General features: G+C 73.7%; 10 protein-coding genes. 4 read left to right on the forward strand and 6 right to left on the reverse strand.

All coding sequences use genetic code 11. The features are described 5' to 3' along the window. The first annotated feature begins 154 nt into the window (after positions 1–154). Together ABFT23_RS05540 and ABFT23_RS05545 are read left to right on the forward strand one after the other, a co-directional pair. On the forward strand, positions 155–5,944 hold the full coding sequence (locus tag ABFT23_RS05540) for a family 78 glycoside hydrolase catalytic domain (RefSeq protein WP_347893220.1): 5,790 nt from the start codon (positions 155–157) through the stop codon (positions 5,942–5,944). A gap of 67 nt (positions 5,945–6,011) precedes the next feature. Continuing rightward, positions 6,012–6,773 carry a DUF3105 domain-containing protein gene (locus ABFT23_RS05545; protein WP_347893221.1) on the forward strand — a complete coding sequence of 254 codons (762 nt, stop codon included), beginning with the start codon at positions 6,012–6,014 and terminating at the stop codon, positions 6,771–6,773. 21 nt (positions 6,774–6,794) lie between these two features. Here the strand turns inward: ABFT23_RS05545 and ABFT23_RS05550 are convergent, their stop codons facing one another. The 5 genes from ABFT23_RS05550 to ABFT23_RS05570 form a co-directional block, all read right to left on the reverse strand. Continuing rightward, positions 6,795–7,727, reverse strand: a complete 933-nt coding sequence (locus tag ABFT23_RS05550) for an RNA polymerase subunit sigma-70 (RefSeq protein WP_347893222.1) — start codon at positions 7,725–7,727, stop codon at positions 6,795–6,797. 196 nt (positions 7,728–7,923) lie between these two features. Further along, positions 7,924–10,233 carry an MMPL family transporter gene (locus ABFT23_RS05555; RefSeq protein ID WP_347893223.1) on the reverse strand — a complete coding sequence of 770 codons (2,310 nt, stop codon included), beginning with the start codon at positions 10,231–10,233 and terminating at the stop codon, positions 7,924–7,926. A 45-nt stretch (positions 10,234–10,278) separates the two neighbouring features. Continuing rightward, complete coding sequence (locus ABFT23_RS05560) at positions 10,279–10,863, reverse strand: TetR/AcrR family transcriptional regulator (protein WP_347893224.1); 585 nt, start codon at positions 10,861–10,863, stop codon at positions 10,279–10,281. A gap of 68 nt (positions 10,864–10,931) precedes the next feature. Further along, a complete protein-coding gene (locus ABFT23_RS05565) occupies positions 10,932–11,939 on the reverse strand; it encodes an aldo/keto reductase family protein (RefSeq protein ID WP_347893225.1) in 1,008 nt (335 codons plus the stop codon). Between the two features lie 35 nt (positions 11,940–11,974). Continuing rightward, positions 11,975–12,616 carry a GntR family transcriptional regulator gene (locus ABFT23_RS05570; RefSeq protein ID WP_347893226.1) on the reverse strand — a complete coding sequence of 214 codons (642 nt, stop codon included), beginning with the start codon at positions 12,614–12,616 and terminating at the stop codon, positions 11,975–11,977. 16 nt (positions 12,617–12,632) lie between these two features. On the opposite strand from ABFT23_RS05570, the gene ABFT23_RS05575 reads away from it, so the two are divergent. Further along, positions 12,633–15,473: an FAD-binding and (Fe-S)-binding domain-containing protein gene (locus ABFT23_RS05575; protein ID WP_347893227.1), complete on the forward strand. Its 2,841-nt coding sequence runs from the start codon at positions 12,633–12,635 to the stop codon at positions 15,471–15,473. 19 nt (positions 15,474–15,492) lie between these two features. After that, on the forward strand, positions 15,493–16,200 hold the full coding sequence (locus ABFT23_RS05580) for an SGNH/GDSL hydrolase family protein (protein ID WP_347893228.1): 708 nt from the start codon (positions 15,493–15,495) through the stop codon (positions 16,198–16,200). Between the two features lie 16 nt (positions 16,201–16,216). On the opposite strand, the gene ABFT23_RS05585 is transcribed toward ABFT23_RS05580, so the two are convergent. Then, complete coding sequence (locus ABFT23_RS05585; RefSeq protein ID WP_347893229.1) at positions 16,217–17,614, reverse strand: MFS transporter; 1,398 nt, start codon at positions 17,612–17,614, stop codon at positions 16,217–16,219. Between the last annotated feature and the right edge of the window lie 17 nt (positions 17,615–17,631).

Genomic DNA, 17,631 nt, shown 5'->3' on the forward strand with positions numbered 1-17,631 from the left:
ACGCGCGTCCGCGGCTCGGCAACGCCTCGGCGTATCGCTCGTGGCCGCATGCGGACAGAGCCCTTGTGGCGGTGATCACCCCAACTTAAGGTGAGCGTCGTCACGTGCTGAATCGTTTCATGCCGTGCTCTGCAGACGACGAAAGGCCGCCTCGATGCGCCGTCCCACCCCCAGCCCCCGCACCCACCGGTTGATCGGGGCCGCACTCGCCCTGTGCCTCGCCGCCACGGTGCAGCTGCCCGCCGCCGCCCGCGCCGACGACGCCGGCGGCGCTGCCGACCCGGCGGCCCGGGCCGACGCGCCGCTGACGGCGACCGGGCTGAAGACCAACGCCCGGGTCGAGCCGATCGGCATCCCGGGCGCGGCGCCGAGCCTGTCGTGGTACTCGACGACGACGGCGCGCGGCGCCGTCCAGAGCGCCTACCAGGTGCGCGTCGCGGCCGCCGCCGACGCGCTCGGCACCGCCGACCTGTGGGACTCCGGCAAGGTCGTCTCGCCGAAGCAGGTCGACGTCGCTTACGCCGGCCCGGCGCTGGCCGCCGGCACCCGCTACGTCTGGCAGGTCAAGGTCTGGGACGGCGCCGACCAGGCTTCGGCCTGGAGCGAGCCCGCCTCGTTCGAGACCGGCCTGCTCACCGCCGGCGACTGGGGGAGTGCCGAGTGGATCGGCGCCGCCGACGGCGCCGAGCTCGACCGGTGGAGCGACTACACCGCCGACATCGACTTCGACATCGCCCAGCTCGCCATCGGCGTCTTCCTGCGCGCCGCCACCACCGGCAACGGCTACATGTGGCAGATCTCGACGGCCGACGGCACCGGCGTGCCGAAGTTCCGCCCGCACCGACGCGTCAACGGCGGCTACGCGCTGCTGGGCAACATCCCGATCCCCGGCATCACCTCGGCGCAGCTGCTCGAGGGCACGCACCGCCTCTCGATCACCGTCGCCGGCAGCACCATCACCACCCGTCTCGACGGCACACAGATCGACCAGCGCACCGACGCCACGTTCGCGCGCGGCTTCGTCGGCTTCCGGCAGGACTTCGCCGACGGCCTCGGCGACGAGGTCGCCGACGTCAAGGCCGTGAAGGTGACCGCGGCCGACGGCACCGTGCTGCTCGACACCGACTTCTCCGCCGGCAATCCCTTCGACGGCGGCACCCTGACCCCGCAGGGGCTGCGCGTCGACCAGCGACGCGACGTGCTGTGGCGCTCGCCCGACCGCAACCAGCCGATGCTCCGCACCGACTTCGGGACGACGCCCGGCAAGACCGTCGTCGACGCCCGCGTCTACGCCACCGCACGCGGCATCTACGAGCTCACGCTCAACGGCGAGAAGGTCGGCGACCAGCACCTCGCGCCCGGCTGGACCGACTACCTCGACCGCTTCCAGTCGCAGACCTACGACGTCACCGACCTCGTCGACGCCGGCACCAACGCCCTCGGCGCCGAGCTCGGCCAGGGCTGGTGGGCCGGACGCATCGCCCACCTCGGCCCGCAGCAGTACGGCGCCGAGACCTCGCTCCTCGCCCGGCTGCGCATCACCTACACCGACGGCACGACCCAGTGGGTCGACACCGACGACGCCACCTGGACGTCGGCCAAGGGCGGCTACACCGCCGCCGACCTCATCGACGGCGAGTCCTACGACGCCCGCCTGGCCAAGCCCGGCTGGGACCAGCCCGGCTACGACGACGCCGCCTGGACGCCGGCCGTGACCCGCACCGCCCCGGCCGCGCCCGTCGTCCCGCAGCCCGACGAGCCGGTGCGCACCACCGAGGAGCTCGTCGCCGTCGCGCGCACCGAGCCCACCGCCGGCCGGTTCACCTACGACCTCGGCCAGAACATGGTCGGTGTCGCCCGGATGAGGCTCACCGGCCAGGCCGGGCAGACCGTGACGATCAAGTACGGCGAGGAGCTCAACCCCGACGGCACGCTCTACACCGCCAACATGCGCTCGGCCAAGGTCACCGACACCTACACCTTCGCCACCAGCGGCACCGTCACGTACGAGCCACGCTTCACCCAGCACGGGTTCCGCTACCTCGAGATCGTCGGTGGGACGACGCCCCCCGCCGCGGCCGACGTCGTCGGCGTCGTCTGGGGCTCCGACCTCGAGTCGACGGGCGACCTCGAGACCTCCGACCCGATGCTCACCCAGCTGATCAGCAACATCTCGTGGGGCCAGCGCGGCAACTTCCTCTCGATCCCGACCGACACCCCGGCGCGTGACGAGCGGCTCGGCTGGGCGGGCGACATCAACGTGTTCGCGCCGACGGCGTCCTACCTCGTCGACACCCGCGCCTTCCTGGCCAAGTGGATGATGGACATGCGCGACACCCAGGAGGCCAACGGCGACTACCAGGGTGTCGCCCCGACGCCGCCGGGCTTCAAGGTCGGCACCGGCACCGGCTGGTCCGACGCCGGCGTCACGGTGCCCTACGCCCACTGGTCGAGCTACGGCGACATCAGCACCGCACGCCAGTACTGGGCCGACATGGTGCGCTTCCACGACCACCTGCGCGCCAGCGCCGGCGCCGACCTGCTCGAGCAGGGCCGCAACACGTGGGGCGACTGGCTCAACCTCGACGACCCGACGCCGGGTCCGGTGCTCGGCACGGCGTCCTACGCCCTGACCACCCGGATGATGTCGGAGATGGCCGCCGCGCTCGGCCAGACCGCCTACGCCGCCGAGCTCGCCGAGCTCGACGCCGACATCCGCGCCGCGTTCGCCGCGGCCTACATCGCCGACGACGGAACGGTGCTCGGCAACAGCCAGACCGGCTACGCGATCGCGCTCGGCATGGACCTGGTGCCCGAGGAGCAGCTCGCCGCCGTCGGCGCCAAGTACGTCGCCAAGCTGGCCGCGAGCGGCAACGCCCTCACCACCGGATTCCTCGGCACCCCGTGGCTGCTCCCGGCGCTGAGCGCGATCGACCGCGAGGACCTCGCGTGGACGCTGCTGATGCGCAAGGACTACCCGTCGTGGGGCTACGAGGTCGAGAACGGCGCCACCACGATGTGGGAGCGCTGGAACTCGATCATGCCCGACGGCTCGTTCGGCGACGTCACCATGAACTCGTTCAACCACTACGCCTACGGCGCGGTCGGCGACTGGATGTACCAGAACATCGGGGCGATCAAGGCCCTCGAGCCCGGGTACGAGAAGATCCGGGTCGCCCCGCAGCCCGGCGGCGGCGTCACCAGCGGCAAGGGCTCGCTGCAGTCGGTCTACGGCCCGATCGCCACCGACTGGTCCCTCGACGGCGACGACCTGAGCCTCGCGGTCGACGTGCCTGTCGGCACCACGGCCGACGTCGTCCTGCCGGCCGACAACACCTACTCCGTGCTCGAGGGTGGCGCGTTCCTCGACGGCGTCGACGGTGTGCAGTCGGTCGTCGACGACGGTGACACGGTCACCGTGACCGTCGGTTCGGGTTCGTACGACTTCGACGTCGTGGCCGGCAACGCGTTGCTCGGCTCAGTGCTCGAGGACCTCGTCGCGGTGGGGGACCGGGTCGCCGACCTCGCCGACGCCGGCGACCTCGACGCCGGCGACCGGGCCGAGCTCGACTCCGGGCTCGACGCCGTCCGCGAGCACGTCGAGGCGGCGCTGCTCGCCACGGTCGACGGCGCCGACGCCCGCGCCGACGTCGAGGCCGCCCTGACCGCCCTGCGCGAGCTGCGCAGCTGGGTGGCCGGCTCGTCGGTCGACGCGCCGGTGCGCTCGGAGCTCGACGGCAGCCTCGGCGCGATCCAGGTGCGCCTGGCTCGTGCCCTCTCCAGCGCGATCGGCGTCTCGACCGCCCTGCCGCCGCTCGCCGGTCCGGTGCTGGCCGGCACCGCCGCCGCCGGCACGCTCGACGTCACCAACGACGGCACCACACCGCTCACCGGCCTGGCCGGCACGGTCGAGGTCGACGGCCTCGGTTCGGCCACCATCGCGCCGACGACGGTCGCCCCCGGGCAGACCGTGCAGCTGCCGGTCGCGGTCGACGTCCCGGCTGCCGTGGCGCCCGGCGCCTACGACGCCGCCTGGTCGCTCGACTACACCACCGGTGGGGTCGACTACTCGGTGTCCGACGAAACCGCCGACTGGGTCACCGTCACCTCGGGCCTCGAGGTCGGCACCCCGACGGCCACGCTCGACGGCGCCGACCGGAGCGAGCACGCCACGGTGACGGTGCCGATCACCAACACCGGCACCGCGGCCGTCCGGGCCCACGTGGCTCTCGCGCTGCCGGCCGGCTGGCGCTCGGTCCGCTCCGCCGACACCCTCCTGCCGGCCGGCCGGACGACCCCCGTCACGGTGCCGGTCATCGTCCCGCTCGACGTCGTCGCCGGCTCGGTTCCCCTCACCGCCGCCGTCCGGCGCGGGGCCGACACCCTGGCCTCGCGCGAGGCGGGCGTGACCATCACCCTGCCGCGGCCGCCGACCGCCATCGTGCTCGACCACGTCGACTTCGGTGACGGGCCGTCGGAGTCCGCGCACGCCGTCCAGGGGTCGGCGAGCAGCGGCACCAGCTCCGAGGCCGGCCTCACGCGCCGCTACGCCGGCGTGACGAGCCCGGGGTCGAGCTTCTCCGCCCAGCTCACCGTGCCGGCCGGGCAGCCGTTCATCCTGCGCAACGTCGAGACCTTCGACGGCGCCAAGACCAAGAAGTACGACGTGTTCGTCGACGACGTGCGGGTCAAGACCCAGCTCGTGGCCCGCACGACGGGCAGCGTCGGCTCCGAGGTCTACGACACGGTGGTCCAACGCCCCGCGGCCACCGCGGGTGCCACCTCGGTGCGGGTGCGCTTCGAGTACCCGCTCGACGCCGCGGCCTTCTACGACCCGTCGATCGCCGACACCTACGTGCTCGCCGTCCCGGCCGACACGCAGGCGCCCGACGTGTCCGCCGTCGTCGCGTCCGGCACGCAGGGCGACGCCGGCTGGTACCGCTCCGACGTCATGGTCGCCGTCGACGCCGCCGACAACCGCGACGCGGCCCCGGTCGTGCAGACCGGCGTCGACGACGGCTGGCAGGCCTACGCCGGTCCCGTCGCCCTCACCGGCGACGGACGACGCACCCTGACCTACCGGGCCACCGACGCCGCGAGCAACCGCGGCACCGGCAGCCTCGAGGTCGGCATCGACGCCACCGCTCCGGCCACCCAGGTCACGGTCGCGAGCAACGCCGGTCGCGACACGGCCACCGCCACGCTGACCGCGACCGACGCCACCAGCGGTGTCGCCGTCACCCGCTACCGCCTCGACGGCGGCCCCTGGACGGCGTACACCGGACCGGTCGCCGTCAACGGCTTCGGCGAGCACCTCCTCGAGTACGCCTCGACCGACGTCGCCGGCAACGCCGAGGCGGTGCGCAGCACGACGGTCACGCTCTCCGACGTCGACGTCGTGACGGCGCTGCTCGCCCCGCAGGTGACCGGTGCGGCCCGGGTGGGTTCGCGGCTCACGTCGACGACGGGCACGTGGAACACCGGCGGGCTGAGGTTCACGCGTCAGTGGCTGCGCAACGGCAGCCCGATCGCCCGGGCGACGGGGGCGTCGTACGTGCTCACGGGCGCCGACGTGGGCCGGCGGGTCTCGGTGCGGGTGACGGCGTCGAAGCCGGGCCTCGCGCCGGGGGTGGCGGTCTCGACCGCGACGGCCCCGGTGGCCAAGGCGGCCTCGCGCACGGCGTCGCGGCTGAACCGCACCCAGGTCAAGGCCGGCAGGACCGTGAAGGTCACTGCTGTCGTCGTCGCGGCCGGTGTCGTGGTGACCGGCCGCGTGCAGGTGCGTGTCGACGGGAAGGTCGTGCGCACGCTGACGCTGAAGAACGGCAGGGCCTCGACCCGGGTGAAGGTGCGTCGTGGCCAGCACCGGGTCGTCGTCCGCTACCTCGGCTCGACCACCGCCGCGCCGTCGGTCGCTCCGGCCCGCACGGTCCGCGGCCGCTAGGCACCCACCACCGCGCCGTCCCCGGGTTCTGCTCCCGGGGGCGGCGCGGTTGCCATAGTCTTCCGGGGTGCCCCCAGCCGAAGACGGCCGGTCGGGCGAGCCCGGCTACCGGCGCGTCGTCCACCCCGGTTCCGCCCCCCTGCCTCCGCCGCCCCCGCTGCGGCGCCGGCGCGTCTCCGCGGTGCTGGCCGTCCTGGCGGCCGTCGTGGTGGTGGCCGCCGCCTCCATCGTGCCCCGGCTGTTCGCCGACGACGACACCGAGCGCGGCGCCGGCACCGGCACCGGCCCGGCCGTCCCCTTCGACAGCGACCCGGCGACACCCGACGAGCCGAGCGCGAGCGAGACGGTCGACACCAGCGACCTGTCCGCCGTCCGCATCTGGAACCGCATCCCCTCCAGCCACGTGGAGGGCCCGATCACGTACCGCCAGTCACCGCCGATCGGCGGCGACCACTGGACCTCCTGGATGGACTGCGGCGTCTACGACGAGCCGGTCCCGAACGAGATGGCCGTGCACGACCTCGAGCACGGTGCGGTCTGGTTCACCTACGACCCCGCCCGGATCAACGCCTACCAGGCCGGCAAGCTGGCCGCCAAGCTGCCGCAGAACGGCATCATGAGCCCCTACGTCGGGCTGCGATCGCCGGTCGTGCTCACCGCCTGGGGGCGACAGCTCGACCTCGCCGGCGTCAACGACCCGCGCATCGAGCTCTTCGTCGACGAGTACCAGCGCGGCGTGACCGCGCCCGAGCCGATGTTCTCCTGCGCCGGCGGCCTCGACCTCGACGAGGCCGAGGACCTCGCCCGCGCCAACAACGCCTCCTCCTGATCGCGACGGCGCGACGCGCGGTCAGGCAGGCAGCCGGTCGGGCAGCCCGAGCCGGGGGAACTGGTCGGCGTGGAACGTGGTGATCTCGGCGACCTCACCGCCGGCGACGCGCAGCACGTCGACGGTGAGGGGCACGAACGCCCCCGCGGCCTCGTCGAGCAGGTAGAAGCCGAGCGCCGGCTGCCGGTTGACCTTCGTCGAGACGGCGCGCAGCGGCCCGATCTGCTCGTAGCCGCTCGCGCGCCACTCGGCGACGACCGCGTCGCGCCCGACCTGCCGCCCGGGCGTCGGCGGCATCGAGCACCGGACGTCGTCGCGCAGCATCGTGGCGAGCGTGTCGACGTCGGCCGCGACACTGGCCTCGGTGTAGCGGCGGACCAGCTCGCGCGTCGCCGCGTCCTCGTCGCCACCCGACCAGTCCTGACGTGCGGCGGGCAGGTGCGTGCGCAGCCCGGCACGGGCTCGCTGCAGGGCGCTGTTGACCGAGTTGACGGAGTCGCCGAGCAGGTCGGCGACGTCCCTGGCCGGCCAACCGAGCACGTCGCGCAGGATCAGCACGGCCCGCGGACGCGGCGCCAGGTGCTGGACGGCGACGAGGTAGGCGAGCTCGATCGTCTCGCGCGAGACCGTGAGCGTCTCCGGGTCGTCGAGGAGGTGGTCGGGGTAGGGCTGGAGCCAGGGCACCTCCCCGTCGGGCAGGGCGGCCGGACGCCGCTTGGCCACCAGGTCGAGGCAGGCGTTGGTCGCGATCTTGTAGAGCCAGGCCCGGAAGGTCGACCGGCCCGCGAACGTCTCCCGCCGCCGCCAGGCCCGCAGCAGCGTCTCCTGGACGGCGTCCTCGGCGTCCTCGAACGAGGCGAGCATCCGGTAGCAGTGCACGTGCAGCTCGCGCCGGTGCGGCTCGGTCAGCCGCTCGAAGGCGGGCTGGTCGAGCCCTCCCGGGTCCGTGCCCATGTCCGGCTCCTCCGCTCGCAGGGTCGTTCCCAGCATGATCATCTCCGCTCGTCGTGGTGCTGTCCCCCATGTGACGGCGGGAGGCGTGAGAACTCATCACCCGCGCCCGGGTGGGCAGCCGGAGGACGACGCTGACCCGGCGCGTCGAGGCGCCGGGTCAGCGGGGTCGGGCTGGGCCGAGAGGTCGGCCGAGGGGTCAGACGAGGACCGGGTCGCGCTCGTCGTCCTTGCGCAGGTGCGGCCGCTCGAGCTTCTCGCCCTCGACGTCGACGTCGGGGAGGATCTTGTCGAGCCATGCCGGCAGCCACCAGGCCTTGTCGCCGAGGAGGTACATCAGTGCGGGGATGAGCGTCATCCGCACGATGAAGGCGTCGAACACGACGGCGGCCGCGAGGGCGAAGCCCATCGACTTGATGATCGCGTCGTCCTCGAGGATGAAGCCGGAGAACACCGCGGTCATGATGACGGCGGCCGCGGCCACGACGCGGGCCGAGCTGCGGAAGCCGTCGACGACCGCCTCGCGCGGCGAGGCGCCGTGCACGTGGGCCTCGCGCATCCGGGTCACCAGGAACACCTGGTAGTCCATGGCGAGGCCGAACACCACGCCGATCAGGAAGATCGGGATGAAGCTGACGATCGGCTGGCCCTCCATCAGCCCGAACGCGCCCTCCTGGAACACCGCCACCGTCGCACCCAGCGTGGCGAGCACGGAGAGCAGGAAGCCGAAGGTCGCGGTGAGCGGCACCAGGATCGAGCGGAACACGACCATCAGCAGCAGGAAGGCCAGGCCCACCACGACGAGCAGGTAGATCGGCAGGGCCCCGGTCAGACGGTCGGAGACGTCGGTCGTGATGGCGGTGAGGCCGGTGATGCCGATGTCGGTGCCGGTGGCGGCCTCGATGTCGTCCTCGCCGCCACGCAGCGCCTCCAGGAGGTCCTGGGTCTGCGGGTCGTCGGGGCCGTACTGCGGCACCAGGATGATCTGCGTGCCGGGGGCGGAGCCGTCGGCCGGCGCGCCGCCGAGGGCCGAGGCGTCGACGGCGCCGGCGACGCCGTCCTGCTCGGCGGCCCAGTCGACGACCTCCTGGTAGGCCGCGGTGCGCTCGGGCTCCGGCAGGTCGCGACCGTCGACGACGAGCTGGAAGGGCGCCTCGCGGCCGGGGCCGAAGCCGTCGGTCAGCAGGTCGCTGGCCTTGCGGGCCGTCGTGTCGGACGGCGCCGTGCTGTCGGTCGGGAAGGCGAGGAACAGGTCCTTGAGCGGGATCGCCAGCGCGCCGAGGCCGAGGATGACGACGAGAGCGGCGGCGACGGGCGCCCGCCCGACGAGCCGGGCCCAGCGGACGCCGTTGTTGACGACGGCGCCGTCGGCCTCGCGGGTCGGGGCGTACTTGCGGATCGTGCCGCCGAACGCCTTCGTCTTCAGCATGCCGAGGATCGCCGGCAGCAGCGTGAGCGCGACGAGCACCGCGATGAGGACCGTGGCCGCGGCCGCGAGGCCCATCGTCGTCAGGAACGGGATGCGGACGACCGCGAGGGCCGAGAGCGCGATGAGCACCGTGAGGCCGGCGAACACCACCGCGGAGCCGGCGGTGCCGACCGCGACACCGGTGGCCTCCTCGCGGTCGTCGGTGTGCTCGAGCTCGTTGCGGTAGCGGGCGAGGATGAACAGGGAGTAGTCGATGCCGACCGCGAGACCGATCATCGTGGCCAGGATCGGCGCGCTCGAACCGAGGTCGACGAAGGCCGACAGGCCGGTGATGCCCGCCAGGCCCAGGCCGACGCCCCAGATGGCGGCGACGATGGGCAGGCCGGCGGCGACCAGCGAGCCGAAGGTGAGGATGAGGACGACGAGCGCGAGGCCGATGCCGATGAGCTCGGCGGTGCCGCCGGGCGGGGCGAACTCCTGCATGCCCTGGCCGTTGGCCTCGACCGTGAGGCCGGAGTCGCGGGCCTTCGACATCGCGTCGAGCACGGCCTCCTGCGTCTCGGGCTCGACGTCGGAGACGGTGTCGACGTCGAAGGCGAACTGGATGACGCCGATGCGTCCGTCGGAGGAGACCGGGGCCATCGCGGCGGCCGCCCCGGCGGCGGGGTCGTCCGCGGCCGGCGCGTCGGCGCCGGGCTGGCCGCCCTGCTCGCCCCCGGACGCCGCGGCCAGCGGGTCGACGACCTGTTCGGCCGGCGGCATCTGGGGTCCCTCGGCGAGGTCGGCGACCAGCGCGGAGACGTCGTCGGCGTAGTCGCTCAGCTGCTCGCCCTCGGGCGCCGCGACGACGACGTTCACGCTCGCCTGGTCGAAGGCGTCGACGCTGCCCGGGAAGAGCTCGGACTGGAGGTCGGCCGCCTCCTCCGACGGGATGCCCGGGATCGTGAAGGCGTCGGTCGTCGGCTTGGAGAACGCGGCCGCGAACGCGCCGACGGCGACGAAGAGCACGATCCAGCCGGCGAGGAAGGCCGGCCAGCGACGGTAGGCCGTCTTGCCGAGTCGGTAGAGGTACGTGGCCACGGGGGTCTCCTGTGGGGTGGGTGGGTGGGGACGGACCGGAGCCGGTCAGGCGCCGAGCAGGGTGCGAGCCGTGCGCAGGCTCTGGTCGAAGTGGTGCGAGAAGGGGTGGCCGCGGACATCGTCGACGAAGGACTCGAGGGCGGCCCCGAAGAGCGCGGCCAGGATGATGACCGCCACGCGGGCGTTCGTCTTGCCGAACGCGGCGCCCTCCCGCGCGACGACGTGCTCGACGATGTCGGCGCTCAGGGCCTCGTAGCGCTCGTTGATGGCGAGGAGCAGCTTGGGGGTGGTGCGCAGCACCCGCTGGGTCGCCGCCATCAGCTCGCGGTCGGCGAAGTCCTCCTGGACGAGGGGGAGCACCAACGTGCGCAGGTCGAGCAACAGATCGCCCTCGGGGCCACCGGCGCGGAACTCGTCGATGTCGTCGTCGTCGAGGCTCGGCCACTCACCCAGGACGGCGTCGACCTTGCCGGGGAAGTAGTTGAACAGGGTGCGCCGCGAGACGCCGACCGCCTCGGCCAGCTCGTCCATGGTGAAGCCGTCGAGGCCGCGCTCGTCGGCGAGGCGCATCGCGCACGTCGTCACGCGCCGCGACGTCGCGGCGCGATCACGCTTTGCACTTTCGGCCATGGAGTGCATTCTGCACTCTGATGGTTACGAGTGCAAAACGAGAAGATGTGATCCGGGCGACAGCGAGGTCAGCGGCGCTTGATGTACGGCGTCGCGTTGACGGCGAGGGTCTGGCCGGTGACCGGCACGTCGCCCAGGGCCTCGTCGCAGGCCGCGACGACGTCGTCGGGGAGCGAGAGCGGAGCCGCGGCGGCGTTGGCGTGCACCTGCTCGGGTCGCGAGGCGCCGATGATGGCCGACGCGAGCTCGGGTCCGCGGAGGGTCCAGGCCAGTGCGAGCTCGGCCAGCGAGACGCCGAGGTCCTCGGCGATGGGAACTAGGCGCTGCACGGCCTCCACCGCCTCCTCGCTGTAGACGACGTCCTGGGCGCCGTTCATCGACGCCTGCGCGAAGCGGGAGTCGGCCGGGAACTCCTGGCCGGGGAGGTACTTGCCGGTCAGCAGGCCCTGGGCCAGCGGCGACCAGACGATCTGGGAGATGCCGTGGTCCATGCTGAGCGGGAAGATCTCGGCCTCGGGAGCGCGCCAGAGCATCGAGTACTGCGGCTGCGAGCTGACGAACAGGTCGTCGCCGCCGATCTCGATCGCGGCCCGCACCTGGTCGGGCGTCCACTCGCTGAACCCCAGGTAGCGCGCCTTGCCCGACTGCACCACCTGCTGCAGCGCCTCGACGGTGTCCTCGAGCGGCACCTGGTCGTCGAAGCGGTGCGCCTGGTAGAGGTCGACGTGGTCGACGCGCAGGCGACGGAGCGAAGCGTCGATCTCCTTCGCGATGTGGGCGGGGGACAGGCCCCGGTCGGCCGGGTCGTCGGACATCTGGCCGAACACCTTGGTCGCCAGCACGTAGCTCTCGCGCGGGTGCTCGCTGAGGATCTCGCCCCACGCCTCCTCGGCCGCGCCCCGCCCGTAGACGTTGGCGGTGTCGAAGAGATTGATGCCGGCGTCGAACGCGGCCTCGGTGCACGCGCGCGTCTGGTCGAGACCGACGCCGCCGGAGTAGGTGAGCCAGCTGCCGAGGGAGATCACCGAGACCTCGAGGTCGGAGCTGCCGAGCGTGCGGAACTTCATGTCGGCCATGTCCTCGACGCTAGTGCCCGCCGCGTGGCCCCAGATCACCCCTGGGTCAGCAGGAAACAGGTGTGCTCGAGGTGGTCGCGCATCGCCGCATCGGCGGCGTCGGCGTCGCCGGCGACGACGGCCTCGACGATCGGGCGGTGCTCGGCACAGATGTCGGCGAGCGAGCGGCCGGTCGCGGTGGACGGCGGCCCCAGCAGGGCCGTCGTGGCCCGCAGCTGCTCGACGATCGCCGCCGCACGGCGGTTGCCCGATGCGACCAGCAGGGCGCGGTGCAGTGCGCGGTCGGCGGCCCAGAGGGCCGGCTCGTCGGCGCGGGCCGCCGCGTCGTCCATCGCGGCGAGGCAGGTCACGGCGTCGGGGCAGCCGAGGCGCGCGGCTCGCGCCGCGGCCGCCGGCTCGAGGGCGAGGCGCACCTCGAAGATCTCCTCGACGTCGCGCGAGGACGGCACCACCACCCGGAACCCGCGGTTGCGCACGATCTCGACCAGACCCGCCTCGGCCAGGCGCAGCATCGCCTCGCGCACGGGGCTGCGCGAGACGCCGAGCAGCTCGGCGAGCTGGTAGACCGAGTAGACCTCGTCGGCCACGAGCTCGCGCGCCTGGACGCCGTCGCGCACCGCCTCGACCACGGCGTCGGTGAGCGAGGCGGCGTGGATGGGGAGGGCCAGGGTCGGCACGAGTAACATGTTACCCATGACCAGCCTCGCCGCCGACCCGCAGGCCGACGTCGCCGCTGCCCTCCGGGCCGCCGGGCTCGAGGTGCGCGACGACGCCGGCACGCGCGGCATGTACTCCTCCGACGCCTCGCTGTACCGCATCCCGCCGCTCGCCGTGGTCCGCCCGCGGCACGTCGACGAGGTCGCCGCCGCGCTCGCGGTCGCCCGCGAGACCGGCGTGCCGCTCACCTCCCGCGGCGCGGGCACGTCGGTCGCCGGCAACGCGGTCGGGCGCGGCATCGTGCTCGACTTCTCCCGCCACCTCGGGCGCGTGCTGTCCATCGACCCCGAGGCCCGTACCGCCGTCGTCGAGCCGGGCACCGTGCACGCCGTCCTGCAAAAGGCCGCGACCCCGCACGGGGTGCGTTTCGGGCCCGACCCGTCGACGCACCCGCGCTGCACGATCGGCGGCATGATCGGCAACAACGCCTGCGGGTCGCGCTCGCTGGCCTACGGCCGCACCAGCGACAACGTGGCCGGGCTGCGGTTGCTCACCGCCGCGGGCGAGGTCGTCGAGACCGGCTACGACGCCGCGGGCCGCCCGGTGGTCACCGGGGGAGCGGCGGTGCTCGACGGCGTCCGCGACGTCATGGGCCGCCACCTCGCGACGGCGCGCACCGAGCTCGACCGGTTCGGCCGCCAGGTCTCGGGCTACGCCGCGCAGCACCTGCTGCCCGAGCGGTTCGACCTCACCCAGGCGCTCGTCGGCTCCGAGGGCACGCTCGGCGTGGTCACCGAGGCCACCGTGCGGCTCGTCGTCGACGCGCCCGTGCGCGTCGTCGTCGTGCTGGGCTTCGACGACATCGTCGCCGCGGGCGAGGCGGCCCCGGCCGTCGTCGAGCACGGCCCGACGTCGTGCGAGGGCCTCGACTCCCGGCTGCTGTCGGTGCTGCGCGCCCGCCGCGGCGAGGGCGCGGTGCCGCCGTTGCCCCGGGGCGCCGCCTGGCTGTTCGTCGAGCTCGCCGGCGACGACCTCGACGAGGTGCGGGCCCGCGCCGACCGCCTGGCCGCGGCCGGGCTCGGCGTCGACGCGCTCGTCGTCCCCGACCCGGTCACCCAGGCCCGCCTGTGGCGCATCCGCGAGGACGGCGCCGGCATGGCCGGGCGCTCGCCGGCCGACAAGCCGGCCTGGCCGGGGTGGGAGGACGCCGCCGTCCCGCCGCACATGCTCGGTTCCTACCTCGCCCGCTTCGACGAGCTGGTCACCTCCTACGGCATGACGTCGGCGCCGTTCGGCCACTTCGGCGACGGCTGCATGCACGTGCGCCTCGACTACCCGCTCGACCGCCCCGACGGACGTGCGGTGCTGCGCGCGTTCCTCACCGACGCCGCGAAGCTCGTCGGCGAGTACGGCGGGTCGCTGTCGGGCGAGCACGGCGACGGCCGGGCCCGCTCCGAGCTGCTGCCGCACATGTACTCGCCCGAGGCGATCGCGATGTTCGCCGGCATCAAGCACGCCTTCGACCCCGACAACCTGCTCAACCCCGGCGTGCTCGTCGACCCCGACCCGGTCGACGCCGACGTCCGCGTCGCCGGCGTCGCGCCCTACCGGGCCCACGGCCGCACCCGGCTCGCGATGGCCTACCCGCACGACGACGGCGACCTCGCCCAGGCCGTGCACCGCTGCACGGGAGTCGGCAAGTGCCGCGCCGACAACACTGCCGCCGGCGGGGTCATGTGTCCCTCGTTCCTCGCCACGCGCGAGGAGAAGGACTCCACGCGCGGGCGGGCCCGCGTGCTGCAGGAGGTCGTGCGCGGCGAGCTGCCCTGGTCGTCGCCCGAGCTGCACGACTCCCTCGACCTCTGCCTGTCGTGCAAGGGCTGCGCCTCCGACTGCCCCACCGGCATCGACATGGCGACCTACAAGTCCGAGGCGCTGCACCAGACCTACCGCCGTCGGCTTCGGCCCCGCTCGCACTACACGTTGGGCCGCCTGCCGTTCTGGGCACAGATCGCCGGTCGGACACCACGTCTCGCGAACCTGATGATGCGCCTCCCGGTCGTCGGCGCGCTCATGCTCTGGCTCGCCGGGGTCGACGGACGCCGTTCGGTGTCGGCGTTCGCCCGTCGTCCCTTCCGTCGCACGTGGTCCGCGTCGTCCCGACCGGCGGCGTCGTCCGGCATGCCGGTCATCTTGTGGGTCGACTCGTTCAGCGACTCCTTCGACCCCGACGTGGCCGCTGCCGCGGTGCGGGTGCTCGAGAGCGCCGGATACGCCCCGCGCCTGCCCGGCGAGCGCCTGTGCTGCGGCCTCACCTGGATCACCACCGGTCAGCTCGACGCGGCGAAGAAGATCCTCGGGCGCACGGTCTCGGCCCTCGCCGTCGCCGCCCGCGAGGGGACGCCGATCGTCGGGCTCGAGCCGTCGTGCACGGGCGTGCTGCGCAGCGACGTCCTCGAGCTCGTGCCCGGCCCCGACGCCGACGCCGTGGCCGCCGCGACCACGACCCTCGCCGAGCTGCTCACCTCGACCGAGGGCTGGGAGCCGCCGGCGCTCGCGGGCACGACCGTCGTCGCCCAGCCGCACTGCCACCACCACGCCGTCATGGGCTGGGCCACCGACGCCGCGCTCCTCGCCCGCACGGGCGCCACGGTGACCAGGCTGTCGGGCTGCTGCGGCCTCGCCGGCAACTTCGGCGTCGAGATCGGCCACTACGACGTCTCGGTCAAGGTCGCCGAGCACCAGCTGCTCCCGGCCCTCGACGCCGCCCCCGACGCCGTCGTCCTGGCCGACGGCTTCTCGTGCCGCACGCAGGTCGCCGACCTGCGCGACCGGCCCTCGCTGCACCTCGCCCAGCTGCTCGACCCCACCCGATGACGCCGCGATCGATACCGCGATGACCCTCGACTACGACAACCGCACCGGCCGCCCGCCGGGCCGCGTCGTCCGCACCGCTGGCCTGTTCCTGCCGGGCGTGCGGCGGGTCTGGAGCGAGGTCGAGCCCTACGCTGCCGCGTGGCACGCGCACAACCTCGCCGTGCTCGACCGGCCGGACCCGTCGCGGCGACGGTGGGTCGTGCTGGGCGACTCGATGGCGCAGGGCATCGGCGCGACGTCGTACGACGCCGGGTGGGTCGGGCTGCTCGCGGCCCGCCTGGCGGCCACCGGCGACGCGCCGCAGGTGCTCAACCTGTCGGCCACCGGTGCGCGCACCGACGACGTGCTGCGCCAGCAGCTGCCGGCCCTCGACGCCGTCGGCCACCGCGACGACGACGTCGTCACCGTGATGGTCGGCTCCAACGACCTCTTCGGCGGCCGGGCCGCGCGCGAGCGGCTGCCGCAGGCCTACGCCGAGCTCGTCGACGCCGTGCCGGTCGGCACCGTCGTCATGACGCTGCCACAGCCCTCGGGCGCCGCGACCCTCGCCAACGCCCACGTCGAGCGCGCCGCCGCGGCCGGCCGGGTGGTGATGCTCGACCTGCGCGAGGTCGGCCCGACGTCGTGGCGCGGGCGGCTGGCGGCCGACCGCTTCCACCCCAACGACGCCGGCTACGAGGCCATCGCCGACGGCATCGAGCCGACCCTGCGCGCGGTGCTGGCCTGAGGCTCGGGCCCGATGCTCAGGCCCGCGCCGACGCGGGCTCGGCGACGGCACCCGCGCGCTGGTGCACGTGCGGCACGAGCAGCGTGATCACGACCCCGACGAACGCGGCGCCCGCGCCGATGGCGAAGCACAGCTCGAAGCCGCTGCGACCGGTGCTTCCGGCCAGGATCGTGGCCATCACCGCGGACGCCACGGTGGTGCCGACCGAGCGCATCAGCGCGTTGACGCCCAGCGCCGAGCCGGCCTCGGACGGCGGCGTCGAGCCCATGATGAGGGCCGGCATCGCGGCGTAGCCGATGCCCACGCCCGAGCTGGCGACGACCGAGGCGACGAGCAGCTGCCACGGCGCGTCCATGAGGAAGAACGCCACGAGGTAGCCGACGCCGAGCACGCCGGCACCGAGGGCGAGGGTCAGCCGCGGGCCGACCGAGGTCATCAACCGGCTCGAGACGGGCGCGAAGACGAGCATCATGAGGCCGCCGGGCGCCATCCACAGGCCGGCCTCGAGGATGGTCTGGCCGAGGCCGTAGCCGGTCTCGACCGGCGCCTGCAGCAGCTGCGGGACGACGATGGCCTGCGCCATCATGCCGAAGCCGATCGCCACCGCGGCGACGTTGGTCAGCAGCACCGGACGACGCGCGGTGGCACGGAGGTCGACGAGCGGCTCGTCCTGGCCGAGCTCGAAGACGGCCCAGACCAGCAGCACCACGACGCCGACCACGAGGGCGCCGAGCGTGCGACCGTCGGTCCAGCCCCACTCACGGCCCTTCGAGACGCCGAGCAGCACTGCGACGAGACCGAGCGCGAGCCCGACGGCACCGACGAGGTCGACCCGGCCGCCCTGGGCGTCGCGCGGGCGCGGCACCAGGGTGAGCAGGCCGACGAGCAGCAGCACGGCGAACCCGGCCGCCATCCAGAACAGGGCGTGGAAGTCGAAGGTCTGCACGACCCACGCGGCGAGCGGCAGGCCGATCGCGCCGCCGACGCCGAGGGTGGCGCTCATCGCGGCGATGCCGGTGTTGGCCATCTCGGGCGGCACGACCTCGCGGATGAGCGCGATCGCGACCGGGATGAAGCCCATCGCCAGCCCCTGCAGACCGCGCCCGACGAGCATCGGGGTGAGGGTGCTCGACAGCGCGCACACGACCGAGCCGACGGCGAGCACGCCAGCGCTGGTGATGAGCACGACCGGCTTGCCGAACAGGTCGCCGAGGCGGCCGCTGATCGGCATGGTCACCGCCGCGGCGAGCAGGGTGATCGTGACGACCCAGCCGGCGTTGCTCGCGCTCGTGCTCAGCAGCTGTGGCAGCTCGCCCTGGATGGGGATGACCAGCGTCTGCGTGAGCGACGCGCTGAGGCCGCCGAAGCAGAGCACCACGACGGTGATCAGGGCGCGGGAGTGGCGGGTGTCCATGAATGTGTACGGTACAC

It is taken from the genome of Nocardioides secundeburneus (assembly GCF_039939255.1).
In the GTDB taxonomy this organism is placed as follows: Bacteria; Actinomycetota; Actinomycetes; order Propionibacteriales; family Nocardioidaceae; genus Nocardioides.